The following is a 15,673-nucleotide window of genomic DNA, read 5'->3' as shown; positions in this document are numbered from 1 at the left end:
GGCCGATGCCGCGGCGGGTGTATTTCGTTGAGTATCTTTGATTGTGTAAGGTCGGCGAACTGATCGGCTAACAACAACGTCAGGTAAGTGCTTTCGACTTCCCAAAATCTTCTCCTATGAAACACCTGCTTTTCCTATTCCTTAGCATTGCTACGCTCACGGCCGCCCGCGCCCAGGGCGTGCTCACCTTCCAGGGCGAGCAGCACGATTTCGGCTCCATTCCGGAGGGCGTAATGGCGGCCCACGAGTTCCGGTTCAAGAACACGGGCAACCAGCCCATCATCATTGCCAACGTGCAGGCCAGCTGCGGCTGCACCACGCCCGACTGGACTAAAACGCCCATTTTGCCCGGCAAAAGCGGCATGGTGAAGGCCGTGTACAGCAGCGCCGGCCGGCCCGGCGTGTTCAACAAAACCGTAACGGTGGTCAGCAACGCCACTACGCCCAGTGCCGTGCTTACCATTAAGGGCAATGTGCTGAACAAGGAGCAGATGCGCTCCAGACTCACGCCCACCCAACTGGCCCAGTCGCCGCGCCTGACGCTGGACCGCGCCCGCCACGATTTCGGCAAGGCCGAAGCCGGCCAGACACTCACGGCCCGCTTCAAGGTAACTAACAGTGGCAAGCAGGATCTGGTGCTGAGCGCCATTACGTCGGGGTGCTACTGCGTGGGCTATAAGAACGTGCCCTCCCCCATCAAGCCCGGCGAAACGGCCGTGGTGGAACTGGTGTACAACCAGCGCCGGGTGGGCCAGCAGCAGGAGGCTGTTGTCATCACCAGCAACGACCTGACCGGCGACGCCAAACTCACGTTTACGGCCGACTTGGTAAAAGACCTGAACGCCGGTAGCATGCTGAAGGAAAGCGGGACTTCGGTGCCGTTTAAGTAGTAGTGAGAAAAAGGGCATCATTCTGAGCGAAGTCGAAGAATCTCTACTGCAATGGTAATCCTGTCAGTGGCAACGAAGCGGTAGAGATTCTTCGGCTACGGCTGCGCCTTCGCTCAGAATGACGTTCTTTTTCTCACCTCTCGCCCATCCCTTCCATATCCTAGCTTCTAACTACTGGCGTGCCTATCTTTGCGGCCTGTTAACCCACCCATTTCCACCCACCCACTTTTATTGCTGCCAGCCATGCTGATTGGTGTTCCAAAAGAGATTAAAAACAACGAAAACCGGGTGGGCCTAACGCCCGCCGGGGCGGCCGAATTTGTGAAGTACGGCCACGAAGTGTACGTGCAGGCTACGGCCGGCGAAGGCAGCGGATTCTCGGATGAGGAGTACGAGCAGGCTGGCGCCAGCATGCTGCCCACCATTGAGGATGTGTACGCCAAGGCCGAGATGATTATCAAGGTGAAGGAGCCGATTGCTTCGGAGTACCCGCTTATCAAGGAGAATCAGCTGCTGTTCACCTACTTCCACTTCGCTTCGGGCGAGGCCCTGACCCACGCCATGATCGAGCGCAAGGCGGTATGCTTGGCCTACGAAACGGTAGAGTCGCCGAACCGCGCTTTGCCGTTGCTCATTCCGATGAGCGAGGTGGCCGGCCGTATGGCCCCGCAGGAAGGTGCCAAGTACTTGGAGAAGCCGTTGAAGGGCCGTGGCATTCTGCTCGGTGGCGTACCCGGTGTGAAGCCAGCCGAAGTGCTGGTGCTCGGCGCCGGTATTGTGGGCACCCAGGCCGCCAAAATTGCCGCCGGCCTCGGTGCGCAGGTAACCGTTATGGACATCAACCTCAACCGCCTGCGGGAACTGGATGATTTCATGCCCAAGAACGTGACCACCCAGTACTCCAACGAGTACAACATCCGCGCTGCCGTGAAAACGGCCGACCTCATCATCGGGGCTGTGCTGATTCCGGGCGCCAAGGCTCCGCACCTCATTACGCGCGACATGCTGAAGACCATGAAAGCGGGCACCGTGCTCGTGGACGTGGCCGTGGACCAGGGTGGCTGCATCGAAACCTGCAAGCCCACGACCCACGAAGACCCGACCTTCATCATCGACGACATTGTGCATTACTGCGTGGCCAACATGCCGGGCGCGGTGCCTTACACTTCCACGCTGGCCCTCACTAACGCTACGCTGCCCTACGCTCTCAAGCTGGCTAGCCAGGGCTGGCGCATGGCCTGCCTGCTCAACGAAGATCTGCGTCTGGGTCTGAACGTGGTGAATGGCAAGGTGGTGTACAAAGGTGTGGCCGACGCCTGGGGCCTGGAGCTGACCGACGTCAACCAGGTGCTCAACGAGAATGTAATGTTCGAGGAAAGCACTTTCCTGTCAGTATAATTTCACTGCCTGTTACCTTGAGAAGCCTTTCCCGACTCGTGCGGGAAAGGCTTTTCTGTAGGAATATGCCGCGCCCGTTTTGTGGGGCTGAACCCTCGAGAAACAGGCGCTAGCTTAGCATCTGACACCATATGAAAGGAATCATCTATACCGGCGGCGAGCTGACTGACCTCGTGACGCTGGCGCGGCTGCCGACCTACCTACAGGCATTTTTGCGGGCGCAGAACGGCGTGGTGGCCTACTTTGGCGGGCTACACATCCGGGGCTGCGTAGCCGCGCCGGGCTGGCACGCGTTGGCTCAGGTCTGGCAGGGCGAGCGGGCCCTGTGGCGCACCTATGCCGAACTGCGCAAGTCCGACATTCCGTTCGGCCAGGATTGCGTGGGAAATCAGTTTCTGCTGCGCGGCGACGCCGTGCTACTGCTCGATACCGAAACCGGCGAGCTGGCCGACCTCGATGTGGACTTCAAGCACTTTTTGTTCGGGGCCGAGAAGTTTCCGATGGATGCGCTGGGCCTGGAGCCGCTCCGCTCCTTCCAGCAGGCTGGCGGCGTACTGCAGCCGGGGCAACTGCTGAGTTTGTATCCGCCGCTGTGCATTGCTAGCAACGCCATAACCCCACCCGTGGCCAAACCTGTACCTGTAGTTAGTCGGCTGACTTGGCTGGCCGATTTTTACCGCCAGATAAAAGATTTGCCCGATGGGCAAGCTGTAAAGCTGGTGCCGCTGTAGAGGTTGTATATGTCTACCGCTAGCCGAAACCGTCGAAATATACTGGACGATGTAGGGGCGGGGCTTACCCCCGCCCGCCGTTAAACGGTCCGGGTTTGAATCGTTCAATGGCGGGCGGGGACAAGCCCCACCCCTACCCGTTCAATATCCCCACGCCACTTTCTACTGCTGCTCTATTAGCATATGCCCACCGAGTTTCTGCGTTTGCTTGTCCGTCGTTTTGCGCTGTTGCTGGGGGCGTACGTGCTGCTGCGGGCGGGCTTTTTCGGGCTGAACTATGGCGCGTTCCGGCAGGCCCCGGCGGGGCAGGTGGTGCTGGCGTTCTGGCACGGATTCCGGTTCGATTTGTCGGCGCTACTGCTGCTCAATATCCCGTGGCTGCTGCTGAGTCTGGTGCCCAGCCGGGGCCGGAGCTGGCAGCGGCTGACGCGGGCGGTATACCTGCTGCTCAACGGCTTCGGACTGTTGCTGAACCTAGTGGATTGGGAGTACTTTCGCTTCATCGGCCGGCGCACGAGTAACGAGCTGAGCACCATCGGGGCCGATGTGCAGCGGCAAGCGGGCCAGCTGCTGCTTAGCTATTGGTGGCTACTGCTGCCTTTCGGCGCGCTGCTGGCCACGCTGTGGTACTTCTATCCGATGCCTCTTGAGGAGCCGCAAGCGCATAAAAAGCTCCAAGCCACAAGCTTCAAGCTTCAAGTTGGTAGAGAGACGAACACTGCTAAAGAGTGGAGAAAAAAGCTTACAGCTTACAGCTTGCAGCTTGTAGCTATAGCCCTATTGGCAGTTCTAGGTATTCGGGGCGGGTTGCAACTGAAGCCGTTGCGCACCGGGGCCGCTTTCGTGCAGCAACCAGCCGTACTGGGGCACTTGGCGCTCAACAGCACCTTTACCTTCCTCAAAAGCCTGGGCTATGCTGTGCCCGAGCGCAAAAACTACTTCGATTCGCCCCAACAGCTACAGACGGCGCTGGCGGCCCGGCCACTGCCGAAGCGAACTACCGCGCCGTTGCCGGGCCGCAACGTGGTCATCCTGATTTTGGAAAGCTTCAGCTCGGAGTATACCGGCGTCGAAAACCCCGGCCGGCGCGGCTACACGCCCTTTTTCGACTCGTTGGCCACCCGCGGCGGCGGGCTGCTGCTACCCGACCACTACGCCAACGGCCGCCGCTCCATCGAGGCGCTGCCGGCCGTGCTGGCGGGCCTGCCGAGCCTGATGGAAGGCTCGTTCATTACCTCCGATTTCCAGACCGATGAGTTGCACGGCCTGGGCAGCATCCTGGCTCGCCACGGCTACCAAACCAGCCTGTTTCATGGTGCCCAAAACGGCACAATGGGCTTCAACACCTTCGGCGGCATGACTGGCATGCAGCAGTACTTTGGGCTTGATGAGTATCCCGGCGCGGCCAACAGCTCCGATTTCGACGGTCACTGGGGCATTTTCGATGAGCCGTATCTGCAGTATTTCAGCCAGCAGCTGAGCCGGCAGCAGCAGCCCTTTTTCAGCACGCTGTTTACGCTCAGCGCCCACGAGCCGTTTGGGTTGCCGGCCAAATATCAGGGCAAGCTGCCCACCAGCAAGCTGGCCATTCAACCCACCATTGCCTACACCGATTTAGCGCTGCGCCGGTTCTTCGCCACGGCCCGGCAGCAGCCTTGGTACACCAACACGCTTTTCATTCTGCTGGCCGACCATACCTCGCAGTCCGACGCGCCCGACTACCAGAACCTGCTGGGCGAGTACAAAACGCCGCTGCTGCTCTTCGCACCCGGCCAGTCGCTGCCGGCTATTTCCCAGCCCCGCATCAGCCAGCAGGCCGACGTACCGGCCACCGTGCTCGACCTACTAGGCCTACCCGCCGAGGGGCAGTTGCTGCCCTTCGGCTCCTCAGTATTTGACTCCGGCACTGCCGGGCGCGCCCTGTTTCTGAGTGGCGGCAGCTACTGGCTCATCCACACCGACTACGTAACCGAACTGACGGCTGACAACCAAGTGCGCCTCTATCCCTACCGCCGCCACCAGTTGCCCGCCGCCCCACTCGCCAGCCCCAACCCCATCAAGCTGCGACAGTACGGCAACGAGTTGAAGGCGTGCGTGCAGTTCTATCTGAATGGGCTGGCCGATAATACGCTATATAAATGAGGGCCTGCTCATCTAGATAACGAGACAGGTTAGGAAACAGGTTAGCAAGTTGGTAGGCTACTGTATAAACGCATCTTTACGTCTCGTAATCCGTGCCGTTCAGCCAGTTTTGCTTAACGGACAGGCGTGGAGATGCGCCTTCACATCAGACTGATTACTAGCAATATCCCTGGCCTAAATCCAGCAGTTGCTAACCGGATTGTGCTGGGAAATTAAGTGGCTAATGGCAAGTGATGGAAAATTCTTACAATAAGAACGAGAATGCAACTTTCATAGCAGAACCGGCCTCCAGCAAGTAGCATCTTACTGCCTCCCTCAATTCAATACGATGAGACACGTACTCCTTTCTTTCTTGCTTCTGCTACTTCTCACGACTTCCTGCAAGAAAACTGAGCCGAGTGTTATTCCGGAAGGCACTTACATTGGCACGTTTCAGAGGCTGACATCGGCTGGGGGAGCAATTTCCAACGTGACTATCACTTTTTCAGACGGAAACTGGAGCGGGGAAAGTCAAGTCCAAAAATACCCGGCCTTGTGTAGTGGAACCTACACCATCAAGGGCAATACTATCAATTTCGAAAATGCCTGCCCCTGGACAGCGGAGTTTGATTGGACGCTCATCCTATCAGGAGAATACAAGCTGGTTTCTAATGGCAGCAAGCTTGAGTTTACGAGGGATTTGGGCGCTGATTCTGAAGATGTGTATAAGCTGCTGAAGAAATAAGTTGTTCTTGTAAAGAACTCGTTACCGTTGCACCCCGCCTGACTTCCCGCCTTTGGAAAACCTCTTCATCACCGGCATCGGCACCGACGTGGGCAAAACGCTCGTGGCGGCCATACTTACCGAGGCTTTGCAGGCCGATTACTGGAAGCCCGTGCAGGCGGGCCTCACGCCGACTACCGATGCGGGCACGGTGCGTGGGCTCGTCCCGAACTCTGTCAGCCGCTTCTGGCCCGAGCGGTACCGGCTGGCGCTGCCGGCCTCGCCCCACGCCGCCGCCGCTGCCGAGGGAATCACGCTGCGGCCCGACGATTTCAAGCTGCCGGCCACGGCCAACCACCTCGTGGTAGAAGGCGCGGGCGGCTTGCTGGTGCCGCTGGCCCCCGGCTTCTCGGTGGCCGATTTGGTGCAGCGGCTGGGGCTGGCCGTGGTGGTGGTGTCGCGGCACTATCTGGGTAGCATCAACCACACGCTGCTCACGCTGGAGGCGCTGCGAGCCCGGCAGATTCCGGTGCGCGGCCTCGTGTTCAACGGAGTGCCCAACCCGGCAACCGAGGAGGCTATTCTGAGCTACTACGACGGGCCCGTGCTGCCGCGGATACTGGAGGAGCCGGCGGTGTCGGCGACGGTGGTGGCGCGGTACGCGGCGGAGTACCGGGCGTGGTTTGAGGGGTAGCGTATCCCGCGAAAACACCGCGTCCTCTGCGGGAAACGGTATCGGGCCTACCTTTGCCCCCATGCCTACCCTTTCTGAACGCGACGCCGCCGTGCTGTGGCACCCTTATACCCAAATGCAGACCGCTCCGCTGCCCATTGCCATCATGCGGGGCGAGGGCAGCTGGCTGGTAGCCGAAGACGGTACCCGCTACCTCGACGCTATTTCGTCGTGGTGGGTGAATTTGCACGGGCATGCTCACCCGCACATTGCGGCCCGCGTAAGCGAGCAGCTGCGCACTTTGGAGCACGTGCTGTTTGCCGGCTTCACCCACCCGGCCGCCGTGGAGCTGGCCGAGCAGCTGCTGGAAATCCTACCCGCAAACCAGGCCCGGGCCTTCTACTCCGACAACGGCTCGACGGCCGTGGAAGTAGCCCTGAAAATGGTGCTCCAGTACTTCCATAACCAGGGTCAGCCCGAGCGGCGGACATTCATCTGCTTCAACAATTCCTACCACGGCGACACATTTGGGGCCATGGCCGTGAGCAGCCGCGGGGCTTTCACCGAGCCCTTCTGGCCGCTGCTGTTCGACGTGGAGTTTATCGATGTGCCGGTGCCGGGCCGCGAGGCGGAAGTACTGGCCCAGCTCGACGAAGTCCTGCAAAAGCCTGAAGTGGCCGGCTTCATTTTTGAGCCCTTAGTGCTAGGCACGGCGGGCATGGTGATGTACGAGCCCGAGGTGTTGAGCGAACTATTGCGCCGCTGCCACGCGGCCGGCGTGCTCTGCATTGCCGATGAAGTGATGACCGGTTTCGGCCGCACCGGACCGCTGTTTGCCAGCAGCCTGCTAACCGAACAACCCGACCTGATGTGCTTTTCCAAGGGCCTCACCGGCGGCACCCTGGCCATGGGCCTCACCACCTGCGCCTCCCCGATTTACGATGCTTTCCTGAGCGACGACAAGATGCGGGCGCTGTTTCACGGCCATTCCTACACGGCCAACCCCGTGGCCTGCGCCGCCGCCCTGGCTAGCCTGGAGCTCACCCGCACTGATGAATGCACCAGCCAGCGCCAGCGTATCGCCAGCGCCCACGCCGCTTTCCGAACCGAGATTGAGGCTCAGCCGGGCATCCGGGCGGTACGGCACCGGGGCACCATTCTGGCCGTGGAGTACGACCCGGGCGAGGGCACCAGCTACTTCAGCCGCCTGCGCGACGCCTTCTACCAACTCGCCCTCGACCACCACATTGTGCTGCGCCCGCTGGGCAACGTGGTGTACCTGCTGCCGCCCTACTGCACCACCGATACCGAGCTGGAGCTGCTTTACGCTGTGTTGCGCCAGATGCGCGAGCTAGTGCTCGACTTCGTGCCCGCCGCCAATCTGCCCCACATTCTGCATGACTAACCGCGCTTCGGACACCGTAATCGTCATCCGGGGTCGGGGCCGGGTATCGGCGCTGGGGCTGGGAGCCGATTGGAACGCGCCCGCTTCGCCTTTCAGCACGCATGCGGCGGGATTACCCGTAGCAGCCCTGCCGGCTGAGGCCGAGGACGCCGTGGCCGCGCTGCGCCAGGCCCACTCGGCGTACCGCCAACTCGACCGCACCGTGCTACTGGCCATGCTGGCTGCGAGGCTGGCAGTAGCCAGCTGTCGGTTGTCGGTTGGCAGCACCAGCAGTGATAATAACGTAGCAACTGACAACTGGCAACTGGCAGCCGATAATCTAGCCGTCAGCATCGGGAGCAGCCGGGGCGCTACGGGGCGGTTGGAGGAGTTTCATGCGGCATTTATGATGGAAGGGCGCGTACCGGCCGCCGCTTCACCCCTCACCACGCTGGGCAACGTGGCCAGTTGGGTGGCCTTCGATGCTGGGCAGACAGGCGCGGCGGCCCTGAGTCATTCGAGCACCTGCAGCAGCGCCTTCCAGGCCTTGGGCAACGCCGTGGCCTGGCTGCGTGCCGGCATGGCCGACCGGTTCCTGGCCGGTGGTACCGAAGCTCCGCTCACGGCCTTCACGCTGGCCCAGATGCGGGCTATCGGCATCTACTCGCCCTTCACGGCCGCCCCCTGGCCCTGCCGGCCGGGCGCGGGCCGGCCCTCCACGTTTGTGCTGGGTGAGGGCGCGGCCGTGTTCGTGCTGGAACGCGGGAGCCGGGCCGCATTGCAGGCGGCGGGCGAAAGTGCGCTGCTGCTCGACGGCGTGGGCTTCGGCTTCGAAGGGCTAGGCAGCAAAACCGGACTTTCGGCCGACGGCCAGCATTTCCAACAGGCCATGCGCACAGCATTACAGCAGGCGGGCACGGCTCCAGCCGATATTGATGCGGTAGTGCTGCACTCGCCCGGCACTCCGGCTGGCGACGCGGCCGAGCGGGTCGCATTACGGGCTGTGTTCGGAGAGCAACTGCCGCTATTACTCTCCAACAAATGGCTGCTGGGCCACACGCTGGGCGCTTCGGCCGCGCTCAGCCTGGACTTTGCCCTGCACGTACTCCAAACCCAAACTTGGCCCACGCCACCCTTCGTTACCGATGTAAACGGCCCGGGCACGCTGCCCGTGCGGCGAGTTCTGGTGAATGCTGCTGGCTTCGGGGGCAACGCGGCGAGTGTGGTTGTGTCTATGGGCATGTAGCGCGAGTCTCCCGCTTCGCGTATCGTTGCACGAAACCGTTGCAGTTCCGGCAGTTCCGCATACCGCGGTATGACGTCTTCTGGCGTTCAGCAACGATATGCGAAGCGGGAGCTTCGCATTATATCCCCTCACTCCGCCTTATATTTCCTGTTCCAACCACTTCTCCACTATGTCCCGCTCCCTCCTTTTGCTGCTCGGCCTGGGCCTGACCGCGCCCGTTTTCGCCCAGACCAAGCCCGCTACCACGCCCAACCCGCTCATCCTGCAAATGGTCCAGCAGGTGTCGGAAAAGAATCTGCGCGACGACGTGGACAAGCTCGTGAGCTTCGGCACACGCCATACGCTGTCTGATACCAAGAGCAAGAAGCGCGGTATTGGGGCGGCCCGGAATTGGGTGGAAAGCGAGTTCCGCAAATACAGCAAGGCCAGCGGCGGCCGGCTTAAGGTCGAGCAGGATACGTTTACCATCAAGCCCGACGGCCGCCGCATCAACGCGCCTGTGGTCATGGCCAACGTGATGGCCACGCTGCCCGGTACCGACCCCACCGACACCCGCGTGTTCATCGTCAGCGGCCACATCGACTCGCGGGTGAGCGACGTCATGAACGCCACAGCCGACGCGCCCGGCGCCAACGACGACGCCTCGGGCACGGTGGCCGTGATGGAACTGGCCCGCGTGATGAGCCAGCAGCAGTTTCCGGCCACCATTATTTTCGTGGCGGTGCAGGGCGAAGAGCAGGGCTTGTATGGCTCGACCCACCTAGCCAAGCGGGCCAAAAAGGAGGGCTGGAACTTGGTGGCCATGCTCAACAACGACATCGTGGGCAACTCAACCGGCCACGACCCGACCATCAAAAACACCACCCAGCTGCGCGTGCTCAGCGAAGGCATTCCGGCCAGCGAAACACCTGAGCAAGCCCGCATGCGCCGCACGCTCAGCTCGGAAAACGATTCGCCCAGCCGTCTGCTGGCCCGCTACGCCCGCGAGGCCACCAAGCAGTACGTGCCCGGCCACGAGGTAGTGCTGGTGTACCGCCCCGACCGTTTCCTACGCGGCGGCGACCACACGCCCTTCAATCAGCAGGGCTTCACGGCGGTGCGCTTTACGGAGGTGAACGAGGATTTTCGCCACCAGCACCAGGATTTGCGCACCGAAAATGGTGAGGAATACGGCGACCTGGCCAAGTTCATGGACTTCGCCTACCTGCGCCAAAACACCGGCGTAAATCTGGCCACGCTGGCCAGCCTGGCGCTGGCCCCGGCCGCCCCACGCAACGTGGGCGTGCTCACGGCCAAGCTCACCAACCGCACCGAACTGCAGTGGGAAGCACCCGCCGCGGGCGAAAAACCGGCTGGCTACTACATACTCATGCGCCCCACCAACGCCTCCGAATGGGAGCAGAAGTTCTTTGTAACCGACCTCAAAGCCGATTTGCCCTACAACAAGGACAACTTCCTGTTTGGGGTGGTGAGCGTGGATGCCGAGGGCCACGAAAGCCTGCCGGTAATGCCCGTGCCAGTGCGATAGGGCCGGCTTTTTCCTTTCCTTTTCTTGAATATCCCGTATCCGGAGCGTACTTGCGGCCGCAAATGCGCCGGGTGTGCCGGCCTGCTACTATGCTAACATCTATTTTCTGTTGTGCTTCCTTCTGTTTCAACCGCCTTTCGGCTGGGGATGCAGGGCTGCGCGGGCAGCAGGTGGGCAGCAGCCGGCCAATGAGCAAGAAATCGAAGAAACGCACCCCGACCCGACCGTCGCACTAGTTCACTATACCTGATTTTGAACATTTTTCGCGCCGGTCCTCTCAAGGGTCGGCGCTTTTTTTGGCTTGGGCAAAGCAGCGCTTCGCTCCACACGTAGTTCTTATGAAGATTTTAAAGTTTGGCGGTACCTCCGTCGGGTCGGCGCCCCGGATGCGCGAGGTGGCAGAACTGATGCACGCGCCGCACCTGCAGCGGCGCCTGGTGGTGCTGTCGGCCATGAGCGGGACTACCAACGCGCTGGTCGAGCTGGCCGGCCTGCTGTACGCCCGCAACGCCGCCCCGGCAGCCGCCCACCTCGAACAGCTACGCCAACACTACCAAGCGGTGGCCCACGAACTGCTCGGCGCAACTGAGGCGGCTTCTTTCTGGCCGACGCTGGACCAATCATTCCAGACCCTGCACGAGCTGGCCGCCAACCTGCCGCTGACAGCCGAGGGCGAGCGGGTCATCCTGGCCCAGGGCGAATTGCTGAGCACGCGGCTGATGTACGGCTACGTAACGACGGTGCTAGGCCGCCCGGCCGTGCTGTTACCCGCCCTCGATTTCATGCGCCTCAATGCCGACGGAGAGCCGGATGTCGCCGCCATCCGGCAGGGGCTGGCCACCGCGCTGGCCCCCTACCCCAACGACGCGCTGTTCATCACCCAGGGCTTCATCTGCCGCGACGCCCACGGCCGCATTGATAACCTGCGGCGCGGCGGCTCCGACTACTCGGCCTCGCTGATTGGCGCGGCCCTGCAGGCCGAGGAAATCCAGATCTGGACCGATATTGACGGCCTGCACAACAACGACCCACGGGTGGTGGCCGGCACCTATCCGGTGCGGGAGCTATCGTTTGATGAGGCCGCCGAGCTGGCCTATTTCGGGGCCAAAATCCTGCATCCCAGCTCGGTGCTGCCGGCGCGGGCGCACGGCATTCCGGTGCGCCTGCTGAACACCATGCAGCCCGACGCGCCCGGCACGCTCATTTCGGCGCGCACCGGCTCCGGGTCCATCAAGGCCATTGCCGCCAAAGACGGCATCACGGCCATCAACGTGAAATCGAGCCGGATGCTGCTGGCCCACGGCTTTCTGCGGAGCCTGTTCGAGGTGTTCGAACGCCACCGCACCGCAATCGACATGATTACGACTTCGGAAGTAGCCGTGTCGCTTACCATCGACGATGCCGGCCGTCTGCCCCAGATTGTGGCCGAGCTGCAGGATTTCGGCGCGGTGGCAGTTGATGAAAACCAGAGTATCATCTGCCTTGTCGGCAGCCTCACGCAGGACGCCAACGGCAGCGCCCACCGGGCCTTCGCCGCCCTGCGCGACGTGCCGGTACGTATGATCAGCTACGGCGGCTCGCCCAACAATATCAGCATTCTGGTGAGCACCGAAGACAAAGTGCGCGCGTTACGGGCATTGAATGCGGGGCTGTTTGAGGAGCGGAAATAGCGGAGACAGAAACTCCTGTCATGCTGAGCGAAGGCGCAAGCCGTAGTCGAAGCATCTCTACTGTAGTAGTAACCCGGATGACTGTAACGAAGCGGTAGAGATGCTTCGACTACGCTTTGCTTCGCTCAGCATGACAGGATTCATGTGCCAACGCCCACTTGCTCAAACAACCCCAGCCCATCACAACTTAATCATCCAACTCCATGCCTTTCCAGCTTCCAGCTGAGTTTCTGAATCAGCCTACTCCTTTTTACTATTACGACCTCGGCCTGCTCGACCAGACGCTGGCGGCCCTGACGGCCGCCGCTCGGCCGGGCAATTTCCGGGTGCATTATGCTCTTAAAGCCAACACCAACCTGCCCGTGCTGGAACGCATCCGGCAGGCCGGGCTGGGTGCCGATTGCGTGAGCGGCGGCGAGGTGGCGCGGGCCCTGGAGGCCGGTTTCGGGGCTGATGACGTAGTGTTTGCGGGCGTGGGCAAGTCAGACACTGAGATAAACCTGGCCCTGGAGGCCGATATTTTCTGCTTTAATGCCGAGTCGGTGCCCGAGCTGCGGGTGCTCGATGAGCTGGCCCGCGCCCAGGGCCGCCGGGCCCGGGTGGCGTTGCGCATCAACCCCAACGTGGATGCCTACACGCACCCCCACATCACGACGGGTCTCGATGCCAACAAATTCGGTATCAGTCTGCCCGATTTGGCCGGCGTGCTGGAGCAGCTGGAGCAGCTGCCTAATGTGGAGCTGCTGGGCCTGCACGCCCACATCGGCTCGCAGATAACGGAAATGAGCGTATTTGCCGCCCTCAGCCGCAAGCTCAACGACCTGCAGACCTGGCTCGAAGACCGCGGCCACCGCCTGCCCCACCTCAACGTGGGCGGCGGCCTGGGCATCAGCTACGAGCAACCCAACGAGTACCCGATTCCTGATTTTCAGACGTATTTCGGCATGTTTGAGCAGCACCTGCAGCGGCGGCCAGGCCAGCAGATACACGTGGAGCTGGGCCGCTCGGTGGTCGCGCAGTGCGGCACGCTGCTCAGCCGGGTGCTTTATGTGAAGGAAAGCCAGCACACGCGTTTCGCTATTCTCGACGCGGGCATGACTGAACTGATGCGCCCGGCCCTTTACGGCAGCCACCACCACATCGAAAACCTCAGCAGCCAGCTGCCCGAGCTAGCCTACGATGTGGTGGGGCCCATCTGCGAATCGACCGACACGTTCGGACGGGCCCGCCTGCTGCCCGAAACCCAGCGCCACGACCTACTGGCCATCCGCTCGGCCGGCGCCTATGGCGAGGTCATGTCATCAAGCTACAACCTGCGCGAAAAGGCAGCGGCAGTGTACAGCGGGCAGTAAATGAACGACGTAGGAACGGGGCTTGCCCCCGCCCGCCGCGGGAACGGTTGCCGTGCTATCGGTGATGGGCACGGCACCCGTCCCCGCGGCGGGCGGGGACAAGCCCCGCTCCTACCTCGTTCAGTTCTATTCTCACCAATATACCGTCCACTCGCCCAGCTTTTCCTGATGGGTAAAGCTTTGCAGTAGCCAGTTGCGCTCGGGTCTCAGCTCGCCTTTTATGAGCAGCACCGGTTTGCTGGCGAGCAGCCAGTGGAGTTCGGCTTCTGACTGGTCGAAGTAAAGCAGGTAGCGGTGCCAGCTGGTGCCGGGCTCGAACTTGGTTTCGCGGTCGAGATTAATGTTGCCGTCGTGGAGAAACACCGGCAGCGTGCCCAACTCGAAAGCCAAAGAGGGCATTAACTGGTTGTACACCACTATCGGGCGGGTTTGCAGACCTTGTTGGGTGATGAACTCGGCCAGCGGGCGGCTACCGTTGAAGGTCAGCTCGTTCTGCTGCATAATAGGCTTGGCCGACAGCAGCAGAAAGACCGTAAAAATGACCGTGCCAGCCAGCAGCCGGGGCGCAATGCGCACCTGGTCCCACATACTAAGCGTGAGCACCAGCACAACTACACCAACAGCTGGCCAGAGCGAGGTAAGCGGGCGCAACTCCAGCCCTAGCTCGAATACAGCTGCAAAAATCGGCAACACGCATAATGCCCCCAGCAACAACCCGAAGAAGGCCAGAATGCCCACGTACCAGCGGTGGAGCATGGCCTCGGTGCAGCGACCCAAGTAATAAGTAGTCAGCAACGCCACGCCCGGAAAAATGGGCAGCACGTAAAACAGCAGTTTGGAGCTGGAGAGCGAAAAGAACAGCAGCGGCACCAGCACCCAGAAAATAAGCACGTTGCGCCACTGGCGCGGCACCGTGGCCCATGGTGTGCGCGCAGCCCGTACCACCAGCGCCACCGCCCAGGGCAAACTAACAGCCGGAGCCAGCAGTAGGTAAAACCACCAGGGTTTGCTACGGTTGAAGGTATCTGCGCTGGCGAAGCGCTCCACCGTGTGCTCATACAAGAAGTAGCGCACGAAAGCCGGGTTTTCGGCCACCAGATAGCCGTACCAGCTCAGGCCCACCACCAAAAACAGCCCCAGCCCTAGCACATGATGCACCGTGAACGGCCGCCGCGCTGGTCCCGTCCGTTCGGCGGCCGGCACCCGGAAGTAGGCGCCCGCCACGGCCATCAGCGGCAGCACGAAGCCTACCGGGCCCTTGGTTAGAAATGCCAGACCCAGCCCCAGCCAGAACAGGTACAGCCAGCGTCGGCCGCCGTCGTGGTAGTAGCGTAGAATGCCGTAGGCGGCGGCCAGCTCCAGGGTGGCCAGGTACACATCGGTCGTGACGTTGAGGGCCGAAATGAGCACGACCGGCAGCGTGCCGTAGATGACGGCCGCGGCCAGCGCCCGGGCCCGGTCGTTGCCAAACAGCAGCAGGCCCAGCGCGTACACCAGCCCCACTTGCAGCAGTACCGCCAGCACCGGCAGCAGCCGCACACCCACCGTATTCACGCCAAACAGCCCTAGGCCTGCCGCCGTGAGCCAGTACGTGAGCGGCGGCTTATGAAAGTGCTGAATGCCCAAAAGCCGCGGGTGCAGCCAGTCGCCGCCCGTCAGCATTTCGCGGCCGATTTCGGCGTAGCGGGCCTCGCTGCTGTCCAACGGCCCCCAGCTGCCCAGCTGCCAGCAAAAGGCCCCGCCCAGCACCAGCAGAAACAGCCACAGCCAGCGGCGCGAAGTCATGGGGAAAGGCATATGTGACGACGAATGAGGTGATGGGAAGGACAAAGGTAGGGAGAACGTCATGTTGAGCTCAGCCGAAGCATCTCTACTGCAATGCCAATCCTGACCCCAATTTTACTATTGCGGTAGAGATGCTGCGACGTCGTCTCCGGCTTCGCTCAGCATGACAGT

At 61.6% G+C, this 15,673-nt stretch carries 12 protein-coding genes; 11 read left to right on the top strand and 1 reads right to left on the bottom strand.

What is annotated here, in order from left to right:
- Positions 1-116: 116 nt before the first annotated feature.
- The 11 genes from HW556_RS05775 to lysA all read left to right on the top strand — a co-directional run bounded on the left by HW556_RS05775 (position 117) and on the right by lysA (position 13,717).
- Complete coding sequence (locus HW556_RS05775) at positions 117-890, top strand: DUF1573 domain-containing protein (protein WP_176898853.1); 774 nt, start codon at positions 117-119, stop codon at positions 888-890.
- A gap of 243 nt (positions 891-1,133) precedes the next feature.
- Positions 1,134-2,288, top strand: a complete 1,155-nt coding sequence (gene ald / locus HW556_RS05770) for an alanine dehydrogenase (protein WP_176898852.1) — start codon at positions 1,134-1,136, stop codon at positions 2,286-2,288.
- A gap of 131 nt (positions 2,289-2,419) precedes the next feature.
- Positions 2,420-3,019 carry an SMI1/KNR4 family protein gene (locus HW556_RS05765; protein WP_176898851.1) on the top strand — a complete coding sequence of 200 codons (600 nt, stop codon included), beginning with the start codon at positions 2,420-2,422 and terminating at the stop codon, positions 3,017-3,019.
- Positions 3,020-3,202: 183 nt separating this feature from the next.
- Positions 3,203-5,161: an LTA synthase family protein gene (locus HW556_RS05760; protein ID WP_176898849.1), complete on the top strand. Its 1,959-nt coding sequence runs from the start codon at positions 3,203-3,205 to the stop codon at positions 5,159-5,161.
- A gap of 328 nt (positions 5,162-5,489) precedes the next feature.
- Entirely contained in the window at positions 5,490-5,885 is a 396-nt protein-coding gene (locus tag HW556_RS05755; protein ID WP_176898847.1) for a hypothetical protein, read from the top strand.
- Between the two features lie 52 nt (positions 5,886-5,937).
- Entirely contained in the window at positions 5,938-6,558 is a 621-nt protein-coding gene (gene bioD, locus HW556_RS05750; protein ID WP_176898845.1) for a dethiobiotin synthase, read from the top strand.
- A 61-nt stretch (positions 6,559-6,619) separates the two neighbouring features.
- The gene (bioA, locus tag HW556_RS05745) at positions 6,620-7,942 is read left to right on the top strand and encodes an adenosylmethionine--8-amino-7-oxononanoate transaminase (RefSeq protein ID WP_176898843.1); all 1,323 of its coding nucleotides are present in this window, start codon (positions 6,620-6,622) and stop codon (positions 7,940-7,942) included.
- The gene (locus tag HW556_RS05740; RefSeq protein WP_176898841.1) at positions 7,935-9,167 is read left to right on the top strand and encodes a beta-ketoacyl synthase N-terminal-like domain-containing protein; all 1,233 of its coding nucleotides are present in this window, start codon (positions 7,935-7,937) and stop codon (positions 9,165-9,167) included. The genes bioA and HW556_RS05740 overlap by 8 nt, the downstream gene beginning before the upstream one ends.
- 169 nt (positions 9,168-9,336) lie before the next feature.
- Positions 9,337-10,695, top strand: a complete 1,359-nt coding sequence (locus HW556_RS05735) for a M28 family metallopeptidase (protein ID WP_176898839.1) — start codon at positions 9,337-9,339, stop codon at positions 10,693-10,695.
- A gap of 338 nt (positions 10,696-11,033) precedes the next feature.
- Complete coding sequence (locus HW556_RS05730; protein ID WP_176898837.1) at positions 11,034-12,365, top strand: aspartate kinase; 1,332 nt, start codon at positions 11,034-11,036, stop codon at positions 12,363-12,365.
- 203 nt (positions 12,366-12,568) lie between these two features.
- Positions 12,569-13,717 carry a diaminopimelate decarboxylase gene (gene lysA, locus HW556_RS05725; RefSeq protein WP_176898835.1) on the top strand — a complete coding sequence of 383 codons (1,149 nt, stop codon included), beginning with the start codon at positions 12,569-12,571 and terminating at the stop codon, positions 13,715-13,717.
- 132 nt (positions 13,718-13,849) lie between these two features.
- Here the strand turns inward: lysA and HW556_RS05720 are convergent, their stop codons facing one another.
- Positions 13,850-15,514: an ArnT family glycosyltransferase gene (locus tag HW556_RS05720; RefSeq protein WP_176898834.1), complete on the bottom strand. Its 1,665-nt coding sequence runs from the start codon at positions 15,512-15,514 to the stop codon at positions 13,850-13,852.
- Positions 15,515-15,673: the final 159 nt, after the last annotated feature.

The organism is Hymenobacter terrestris (genome assembly GCF_013377905.1).
Taxonomy (GTDB): Bacteria; Bacteroidota; Bacteroidia; order Cytophagales; family Hymenobacteraceae; genus Hymenobacter; species Hymenobacter terrestris.
This window is presented reverse-complemented; position numbering and strand designations above follow the sequence as displayed.